This window comes from Polaromonas sp. (genome assembly GCF_016185115.1).
Taxonomy (GTDB): Bacteria; Pseudomonadota; Gammaproteobacteria; order Burkholderiales; family Burkholderiaceae_C; genus Polaromonas.
Genome location: NZ_JACPOF010000010.1, coordinates 1 through 8,831 on the forward strand (window position 1 = coordinate 1; position 8,831 = coordinate 8,831).

The following is an 8,831-nucleotide window of genomic DNA, read 5'->3' on the forward strand; positions in this document are numbered from 1 at the left end:
CTGATGACACTCAGTGTTGCCACGTCTATCACTCCTGGTCTCCTGCTGCTCAAAGAAGCAGCAGGTTAGGGTTAGTACGTGGGTCAGGTTTAGATGGAAATCCTGGGGGTCAGTGGGTCACTTCTGCGTGGAAATCAACATCCACGCGCTTCATCGGGTAGAGCAGACGCTTGTCCGAATAGACCATGGACTTCAGGCTCAGCGCGTGCGGACTCACGAGCGCCTTGCGGACCGGGCTGAACTGGCGCCCGCGCGCCGATATCGTCCAACTCGGCGCGTCCTCGCTTTTGAGATCGATGGGTACCGTACGCAGAATTTTCCCGTCCTTGACATCGACGTAGATCGGCCCGCCATTGGTCAGGTTGGTGTATCGCACCACACCGTCACCCAGCTCTACACCGGCTTTCCAGCCGGCAGCTCCCACGGCGCTCATCAGCCGACCGAACCACACCAGCGCAACATCTTTTCCGCCAGCGGTGACCTTGAAGTTCTTGAGCGCATCGATGACGATGGCGTAGTCGGGCGACGGGTTCAGCATGGCCAACGCCATGTCGACCGACTTGAACACCATCTCGCCGTCGGGGCTGGGATGCAGGCCGGCATGACCACGCACCCGTCCGGCCTTGAAGATATAGTGGTGGGCTAGGCTGCCGTCCCTGAGGCGCACTTGAATCACGCGATTGGCCCCGGCGAGTCGGGCACGAACAGGTTGGCTTTTCTTCGCCGCCAAACGGATGGCAAGGGGCAGCGCGAGCAGGATGGTTTTGAGCGCAGTTCGCTTGAGCATGTGGTGGTCGTAAAGTATGGATTCGGCCGACGTCTACGGGTAGATCAACTCGGGGCTTGCGCCAAGGCGGAGGACAGGAAGGACCTGAGCAAGCCCCGCTCGCGACACGGCAGCCAGCCGCCTCAGTGGCAGGCCACTGTCACTGTTGCTCGGAACCCTTTCGCAGCGCACTGCTGACTCAAGCGTGCATTGGGGCTGCTCCAGGCACCCTCGTGGGCAGTTGTTCATGGTTGTCTCCTTGGTCCGGCTGTCTTCGCCGTTTGCATTGCTTCGCTGCCTCTGACTCGAGCGCAGACCGGCGCGTTGCCTCGCGATCGGCGGATCGTAAAGACGACCCTCGCGAAACACAATTTCTCAATATGCAGGCAGTAATACACCAAGCACATAAGTGAACACTGGTGTTGCACCGCCGCACTCCCCTCGTCCGCCAAGAAGGCCGCCTTCACCAATCCATCACTTCTATCTATACATTGATATAATTAAATTAGCGTAGCTTGTCGTTGTTTGGGGGTTCAAAATGGGGTAACCATCCCCCGGCAAAGCCGGGGGCATTCGGGATGTGAGCCGCTCAAAGCGGCTGTAAGGGGTCGCTAACGCGGCCCCTCATTCTTGGGGCCACCTATCGGTGGCTACTCACCTCCATAGACCGAGTTGGTCCAACCTCTCGTCTTCCTTCTCCTGGTTTCGGATGTACTCCCGTATCACCGCTTCGTCGCGTCCCACCGTCGAGACGAAGTACCCTCGCGCCCAGAAGTGCTGACCCACGAAGTTGCGCTTTCGCTCTCCGTACACCCGCGCAAGGTGGATTGCGCTCTTGCCTTTGATAAAGCCCACCACCTGCGACACCGAGTACTTCGGTGGGATCGACAGCATCATGTGCACGTGATCGGGCATCAGATGCCCCTCTTCAACCCTGCATTCCTTTTGCGCGGCCAACTTTCTGAATACCTCACCCAGGTGTTCGCGTAGCTGCTTGTACAGCGTTCGCCTTCGACACTTGGGGATGAAGACCACGTGATATTTGCAATCCCAGGCCGTGTGACTCAAACTTTCATACTTGTCCATCGTGTTTCTTCCTTTCGTTTGCTTGGCGGCTCACGATTGAAAGTCTCTACGGTGGACAACCTCCTGAAAAGTCAAACTTCTACTGCCTCCCCGGCAGAGCCGGGGGGCCTCCTTTTGGTAGCTAGGGTCAGTCCCGACACCTAGGCACGGATGATTGGCGCACCACACCCGACGCGAGAAATCACCGCGCGCAGACGCGGAACGACGACAAGGGGTACACGCCCTGACTGGAGACAAGCATGTCGCGCATAGACCTTAGACACATTGAGTGCTTCATAGCCGTGGCCGAGGAGCTGAGCTTCGTGAAGGGTGCCGATCGGCTGCACACCACGCAACCGCCCGTCACGCGCATGATCCAGCAACTTGAGGAGTACCTTGGAGCCGAACTGATTCGGCGTACCACTCGCAGCGTTGCACTCACCGTGGTGGGAGAAGTCTTCCTGAAGGAAGCCTATTTGGCGGCCTCTCAGTTCGGCAATTCGATCGAGCGCGCCCGCCAGGCGGCGGTCGGGCTCACACAGGAACTGGTGGTGGGCTACGAGGCGTCGTCGGCCATGGATATGCTTCCGCGCGCCATGAAGCAGTTCAAAGAGGAATTTCCTGGGGTTTCGCTGCGACTTGTCGAGATGGTCACGGACGAGCAGGCCAGTGCCCTCAAGAACTCAAAGATCGACCTCGGATTTGTCGTGCCACCCATCTACGACACGGCCCTCCGAGCCACCCCGATCCTTAGCGAACCACTGGTCGTCTGCATGAGCGAAGGTCACCGGCTGGCTGGGAGAAACCCGATCTCGCTCGCCGAGCTGACTAGTGAGGCGTTTGTACTATCCCCAAGATCCAAGCGCTGCGGCCTGTATGACCAAGTGATACGCGTCTGCAACTCCGCGGGGTTCAATCCAGCCGTCGCCCAAGAAACTGGCGAGATGCAGATCATGCTCGGCTTCGTCGCGGAAGGGGTGGGGATCACCCTGCTACCTGCACATGTGACGAAGCTGGTGGCACAGGGAGTCGTTTTCCGCCCGCTTCTGGAAGCTTCAGCGGCGGGCGAGCTTGCCAGCGCGCACCGCGCCACCGAGTCGTCGACCGTCATCGAGCGATTCACGCAGCTCATCCGAGAATGCACAAATTACACACCACCCACTCAGGGCAAGGTTGAGCGAACGTATCTCCAACTGGCAGTTGCCTGACGCTGAGCGTGTAGCTGACGCTGGTGCAGTCACCGCGAACCCTGCCATGGAGCGCCCTGTGCTTTCCTGTCATCTGGTGCGGGAAAGTGGCTGCCGGTCAGGCGCGCTTTCAGTCGTACCAGGGACAAATGCTGACGTGTGCTGGCTTGTTGCTCCACAGATATGAATGTGTGTCGGCCCATCTTGCGGTTTGCCGTGCTCCATTGTTCCGCTGTCGGAATTAATGACCCGAATAATGGCATTGGACTGCCCTGCCGGCCCCGCCGATCATTGCGTCGGAAATTCAAGCGCCGGGGCGCGATATGTGTCGCCGCCCATGAACCTTTTCGTACCCTCACTCCCAGGAGACCTGCATGACCGCCTCTACCATGGACCGTCTGACGCCGGACAATACCGCACTGCTGTTGATCGACCACCAGACGGGTCTGTTCAATGGCGTCACCACCCAGACGCCACACGACTTCCGGGCCAACATCGTTGGCTTGGCCAAGCTAGGCAAGATCTTCAAGCTGCCGACCATCATCACCACGAGCGCCGAGAAGGGCCCCAACGGTCCTATCCTGAGCGAGATCACCAGTTTGCTGCCGAACGCGAAGATCGTGTCCCGGCCCGGCGAAATCAACGCGTGGGACAATAGCGAGTTCGTCACGGCCGTGGAAGCCACGGGCCGAAAGAAGCTGCTGGTCGCCGGCATCTCGACCGAAGTATGCGTGTCGTTCGTTGCGCTTTCGGCAGTGCGGGCCGGCTACGAAACCTATGCGGTGCTGGACGCCAGCGGAACCTGGAGCAAGCTCGTCGAAGACATCGCTGTCCAGCGCATGGTCCAGGCTGGTGTCAAGCCGACAAGCGTTGTCGCCTGCGGCGCCGAGTTGCAGGGTGATTGGCGCAACCCTTCAGCAGCCGAGTTCGGTCCCTTCATGGCCGAAGTGCTCCCGTTCTACGGCAGCGTCATCGGCAGTTACTACGGTGCCAAGGCCTGACCCGAGCGCAAGGGACCTTCGTAAGAACCTCGCCCTGCCGGTCCGCTTGGCCGGCAGGGCTTTTTTCCTTTCTAGGAGTTCTTCAATTCGACACGACGAGCGTGGCGATACCCCTCAAGATCTCAGTTCTGATTTCTGAATAGCGGATCCCCCTTGATCACCCTGGACGTCCACACGCGCGGGCTATCGGCGTCAGGTCGAGCAGTCTGACCGTTGCCAAAGGCTCGCCACCCAGCACGATGGAAGCGAGATCGTTTGAGTTGATGATGACACTGGTGGCTGCAGGCTAGGCGGTGTAAATTGAGCAGTACCGCCCTCTGGGCGTTGTGGGACGCACTATCGCAGATCGCGCGCCCCTGACGACCTATCTGCTTCGCAAGAGCCAGTAGAAGAACGTCTTGCACGATCGGTTCACCCAATCAATCCAGACCCAACTGCGCGAATACCATTTCCTCCGCGGCGGCGAGCTTGCCCGCAGCAACGGCGACCACAGGCGCAAGTCCCTCCAGATCGTCCCGCGGCTCGGACAAGGTCCGATAGAGCACCCATGAATCAATCCGCTGTGCCCGCTCCATCACCTTGTGCACGAAGCGCTGGCACAGCGGATTGAGTTGCCACTCCGGGATGCGCTGACCACGGTTGCCCAGGCTGATGGACAATAGCCGCTTGGCCTTGATTTCCCGATTGATCTGGTCGCGGGATTTTCCAGCCAGCTTGGCGAACACAGGGACTGAGAGGTTTTGCGGCGCTTCGAAGGTCGCCAGCATCTCGGCATGGGCACGCTGGAAATCGGTCATCACCGGTTGCGGGCGCTGGTCGCGACGCGCGATGATGGTCATCGGGCTCGGTGGCGGCGGCAGTGGCCCATCCGGATTGGCATTCTCCATCGTGTTGTCGGCAACTGCGGCATGGTCCTGTGCAGGGTTGGCTGGCGAAATCGTGTGCGAGCCGGCGACCTGGGTGCTGGAAGCGTTCATGAGGTCCGCATCCGGCGGCTGGTTCGCCCAAGCATCCAGCCGATCGGCCCAGTCCTGCATCATCCCCCGGCGCTGCTCAACGTACTCCGCGTGGTTGTAGGCCGAACTGATTTGATTGGGATCGGTATGCGAGAGTTGGGCATCCACCCATTTCCCGTTGTAGCCGAGTTCGTTCAGCGCCGTGGAGATGGTGCCCCGGATGCCGTGCCCAGTCAGTTGGTCCTTGTACCCCATGCGCTTCAGAGCAGCGTTGAGGGTGTTCTCGCTGATGCGCTTCTTGAGGTCACTGCGATGTGCAAGCAGATAACGCTGTGCCGGCGCCATGTCGTCCAACAGGTGCTGGAAGATTTCGATGGCCTGACGCGGCAGGGGAACGATGTACGGCGGGATGTCCCTGTCTTCCGTGCGCAGCGGCTGCTGAAGCTGCTTCACAACCTCGGCAGGGATGATCCAGAGGCCTCGCTCAAGGTCAAACTGGTCTCGCATCGCCAGCCTCAGTTCACCGGTTCGTACTCCCGTGAGCAATAACAGCCACACCCCCAGTTGCGTCTTGGTTTCGCCGCGGTAGGCACGCAGCTTGCGCAGGAAAGCCGGCAACTCGTGCATGCGCAGGAACGGGTTGTGTTTGACCGGAGGCTGCGGCATCGCCACGATGTCCAGGTCGGCGGCCGGGTTCTCCGGCAAGTTCACCTCGACCATCGCGAAGCGGAAAAGCTGATTGAACCAGGTTCTGCACTTCTCGGCCGTGGTAAGAGCCCTGCGCCGCTCGATTTTGCGCAGGATCTCCAGCAGATCCTGGCGCTTGATCTCGAAGATCGACAGGTTGGTAAGCGTCAGCTCAGCACCCTCTTGACGAGGTCCTTATGGGATAGTCAGACGTCCAGGATGTGTCGCAGCAAGCCGAAGCCTACGCGCCACTGCGTGCCATCACCGGGGTCGATGGTTGCAGTGCGGCTGTTGATGCGCACGATGGTGCCCACCACGGTCTGCAGGTACTTGTCCTCAAAGGCGACCTTCTCGCCGCAGCGAAAGTCGTTGCGCGTCGGTCGGGGGGCGGCCGGCGGCTCTGGCGCCACAGCTTGAGGGCGTGTTGCAGGATCGGGCAAGGGCGGTTCGATCGCGGCGTAAGGCAACTTCCACTCTTTGCGCTCGCGCAGGTCTTGCAACGTGACCTGCGTGTCACGCATGGCCACCACCTTGCCTTCTCGCAGACTGCCATCGCGCCAGTCCACAAAGCGCACGGTTTGACCCAGGTTCATGTCCTTGCGCACGGCAATGATGCGGCGTGGGTCGGCCAGCAGCCGCTCGATCAGCGTGCTGAGCTGGAACAGCTCCAGGCTGCTTGCGTTCTGCAGGGCGTCCAGCACCCGCGGGTCAATGCCAGACACGCTCATGCCGCCTTGCGTTGTTGATCCGCCTGACGGGACTGCCGCATCAGGTTCCAGGGCAGCAACTCATCAATGCGGTTGATGGGGTGGTCGGCTATGCGGCCGAGCACCTCCCGCAAGTAGGCCTCGGGGTCAATCCCGTTGAGTTTGGCGGTTTGCACCAGGCTGTAGATCGCCGCCGCTTGCTCGCCGCCGGCATCCGATCCCATGAACAGGTAGTTGCCCCGTCCCAAAGCCACCCCGCGCAATGCCCGCTCTGCTGCGTTGTTGTCCATCTCGATGCGCCCATCTTGGCAATACCGCGTCAGAGCCTGCCAGCGTGTCAGGCTATAGCCAATGGCTTTGGCCAACTCCGATTTGGCCGACACCCGACCAACCAACTGGCTCAACCAGACGTGCATCTCCTGCAGCAGCGGCCCGGCACGCGCCTGGCGTTGGGCCTGTCGAATGTCGGGAGGCTTTCCCCGAATGTCACGCTCGATGGCATACAGATCGGCAATGCGTCTGAGCGCCTGTGCTGCGATAGACGTCTCGTCTTTGCCGCTGCTCAGGTACAGGTCCCACCACGGTCGGCGCGCGTGCGCCCAGCATGCTGCCTCGGTGATCTGTCCTGAGGCGTACAGCTTGCCCCAGCCGCCATAGGCATCCGCCTGGAGAATGCCGCGATATTTCTTCAAGTGGCGCTCTGGATGCTCGCCTTTGCGATCTGGGGTGTACTGGTACCAGGCCGACGGTGGCGCACTTGAGCCGATCGGACGGTCATCTCTGACGTACACCCACAAGCGCCCCGTCTTGGTCTTGCCGCGCCCGGGCTGCAGCACCGGCACGGGGGTGTCGTCGGCATGAATCTTGGCAGCCGCCAGGGTGTAGCGCCCCAGTGCGGCCACCAGGGGATCAAGCAATTGACCGGCCTGGTCAACCCAGCCGGCCAGCGTTGAGCGGTCCAGCTCAACACCGCTGCGGGCGTAAATGCCGCTTTGGCGGTAGAGAGGCAAATGGTCACAGTACTTGGACACCAGCACATGGGCCAGCAGGCCGGCACCGGCCAGTCCGCGCGCTATGGGGCGGCTGGGTGCGCTGGCCTGGAAGATGGCATGGCACGCCACGCAGGCCAGCTTGGGACGCACATGCCGGATCACCTTGAAGTGGGCAGGCACGTACTCCAGTTGTTCGGAGACATCCTGTCCTATCTTACGCAGTCGAGCGCCACAAGCGGTGCACCCGCAGGACTGGCCATTTGTGTCCTGGTGCGTGTCGCTGATCTCGGGCAGGTGCTCCCGAACATCGCGCGGCAGGTGCGCGGGCAGACTGCGGTCGATCTGCGGGTCATTGGCGGGGGCCGGTGCAGATGCGGCCTTGGCTCGAGTGACCATCGCGGTCTCGCCACCATCGATCAAAGGCATCTGCGCCGACCACTGTTCGCTGGAGGTACCGAATTCGGAGCGAACCCGGCGCAGCAGTTGCAATTTGAGTTTGTCGACCATCAACTTGAGCAGGGCCACCTCGCTGTCGCGCGCCGCGATGATGCGCAGCAATTCGTCGATGTTCTGGGGCGGTTGATGGGGCGTCGGCACGGTTTTGAGTATGCCCAACTCTGCTGTCTCACCTCATCGGGAATGACCCGCAACTGCCAAGCTTTACGCCGCCAGATCGGGACGGTGCGTGCGCGCCGGCATGCGCCAGTCGATGCCTTCAAGCAGCATCGAGAGTTGGGCTGAGGTCAGAGACACGCCGCCGGATGCAGCTTGCGGCCAGACAAAGCGGCCGCGTTCGAGCCGCTTGCTCAGCAGCAGCAAACCTTGGCCATCAAACCACAGCACTTTGAGGATGTCGCCGCGCCGGCCGCGAAAGACAAAGACGTGGCCACTGAACGGGTTCTCGCTCAAAGCTCCTTGGACCATTGCCGCCAAACCGTCGAAGCCTTTGCGCATGTCGGTGTGGCCGGCCACGATCCACACCCGCGTGTTCGCTGGCAAACCGATCATGCGCGCACCACGGCCAGCACCGCCTTGAGTTGCTCGGTATCCACTGGGCCGCGCAGACGGATGACAGTGCCGCCCACCTCAATCTCCATCACCCCCTTGGGTTGGGTTGGCTGACGAGCGTTTGTGGTGGCCACCACCTCAGCTGGCCGAGCGTCTGCGACGACCGTGACCGGCAACAACGTATGAGGTGAGGACTGCCAGTGCTCGAGTTTCATCCAGCTGCGAAGCTGGTTGGCGTTGACACCGTGGCGAAGTGCCAGGCCGGCAACCGAAACCTCTGGCTTGAGCGCTTGCTCCACCAGCCAGGCCTTGAAGGCCGAGACGTAGATGCGCTTGCCGTTGCGCATGACTCGCTCCACCGTCGGGCCGTTCCACTCTGGGGTGTGTCCACTGTCTTGCATATGGACATATCCTGCATTGACCCTCCGCTCCTCACAAGAAGGGCCTTGGGGCCACGCTTAC

Annotated in this window: 9 protein-coding genes; 2 read left to right on the forward strand and 7 right to left on the reverse strand. The window is 61.1% G+C overall.

Translation table 11 applies throughout. The features are described from left to right. Positions 1-109 precede the first annotated feature (109 nt). Both HYX42_RS06130 and tnpA read right to left on the reverse strand, forming a co-directional pair. Positions 110-787 (reverse strand): hypothetical protein, encoded by a 678-nt coding sequence (locus HYX42_RS06130; protein WP_293400924.1) that lies wholly within the window; start codon positions 785-787, stop codon positions 110-112. A 633-nt stretch (positions 788-1,420) separates the two neighbouring features. Then, positions 1,421-1,852 (reverse strand): IS200/IS605 family transposase, encoded by a 432-nt coding sequence (tnpA, locus tag HYX42_RS06135; protein ID WP_026437438.1) that lies wholly within the window; start codon positions 1,850-1,852, stop codon positions 1,421-1,423. A gap of 239 nt (positions 1,853-2,091) precedes the next feature. On the opposite strand from tnpA, the gene HYX42_RS06140 reads away from it, so the two are divergent. Further along, the gene (locus HYX42_RS06140) at positions 2,092-3,039 is read left to right on the forward strand and encodes a LysR family transcriptional regulator (protein WP_293400948.1); all 948 of its coding nucleotides are present in this window, start codon (positions 2,092-2,094) and stop codon (positions 3,037-3,039) included. Between the two features lie 353 nt (positions 3,040-3,392). Next, a complete protein-coding gene (locus tag HYX42_RS06145; protein WP_038201276.1) occupies positions 3,393-4,019 on the forward strand; it encodes an isochorismatase family protein in 627 nt (208 codons plus the stop codon). Between the two features lie 419 nt (positions 4,020-4,438). Here HYX42_RS06145 and HYX42_RS06150 read toward each other — a convergent pair whose 3' ends face one another. The 5 genes from HYX42_RS06150 to HYX42_RS06170 form a co-directional block, all read right to left on the reverse strand. After that, entirely contained in the window at positions 4,439-5,695 is a 1,257-nt protein-coding gene (locus HYX42_RS06150) for a site-specific integrase (protein ID WP_293400951.1), read from the reverse strand. A gap of 173 nt (positions 5,696-5,868) precedes the next feature. Beyond that, positions 5,869-6,390, reverse strand: a complete 522-nt coding sequence (locus HYX42_RS06155; RefSeq protein WP_008903585.1) for a hypothetical protein — start codon at positions 6,388-6,390, stop codon at positions 5,869-5,871. After that, positions 6,387-7,958: an IS66 family transposase gene (locus HYX42_RS06160; RefSeq protein WP_034693102.1), complete on the reverse strand. Its 1,572-nt coding sequence runs from the start codon at positions 7,956-7,958 to the stop codon at positions 6,387-6,389. Before HYX42_RS06160 ends, HYX42_RS06155 begins: the two co-directional genes overlap by 4 nt. A 63-nt stretch (positions 7,959-8,021) precedes the next feature. Next, positions 8,022-8,369 carry an IS66 family insertion sequence element accessory protein TnpB gene (gene tnpB / locus HYX42_RS06165; protein ID WP_008903583.1) on the reverse strand — a complete coding sequence of 116 codons (348 nt, stop codon included), beginning with the start codon at positions 8,367-8,369 and terminating at the stop codon, positions 8,022-8,024. Then, entirely contained in the window at positions 8,366-8,770 is a 405-nt protein-coding gene (locus HYX42_RS06170; protein WP_082753583.1) for a transposase, read from the reverse strand. Before HYX42_RS06170 ends, tnpB begins: the two co-directional genes overlap by 4 nt. Positions 8,771-8,831 lie beyond the last annotated feature (61 nt).

Excerpts from the sequence above, each read along its gene's own strand:
- HYX42_RS06130 (WP_293400924.1), bottom strand. The coding sequence starts at position 787 with ATGCTCAAGCGAACTGCGCTCAAAACCATCCTGCTCGCGCTGCCCCTT.
- tnpA (WP_026437438.1), bottom strand. The coding sequence starts at position 1,852 with ATGGACAAGTATGAAAGTTTGAGTCACACGGCCTGGGATTGCAAATAT.
- HYX42_RS06140 (WP_293400948.1), top strand. The coding sequence starts at position 2,092 with ATGTCGCGCATAGACCTTAGACACATTGAGTGCTTCATAGCCGTGGCC.
- HYX42_RS06145 (WP_038201276.1), top strand. The coding sequence starts at position 3,393 with ATGACCGCCTCTACCATGGACCGTCTGACGCCGGACAATACCGCACTG.
- HYX42_RS06150 (WP_293400951.1), bottom strand. The coding sequence starts at position 5,695 with ATGGTCGAGGTGAACTTGCCGGAGAACCCGGCCGCCGACCTGGACATC.
- HYX42_RS06155 (WP_008903585.1), bottom strand. The coding sequence starts at position 6,390 with ATGAGCGTGTCTGGCATTGACCCGCGGGTGCTGGACGCCCTGCAGAAC.
- tnpB (WP_008903583.1), bottom strand. The coding sequence starts at position 8,369 with ATGATCGGTTTGCCAGCGAACACGCGGGTGTGGATCGTGGCCGGCCAC.
- HYX42_RS06170 (WP_082753583.1), bottom strand. The coding sequence starts at position 8,770 with ATGCAAGACAGTGGACACACCCCAGAGTGGAACGGCCCGACGGTGGAG.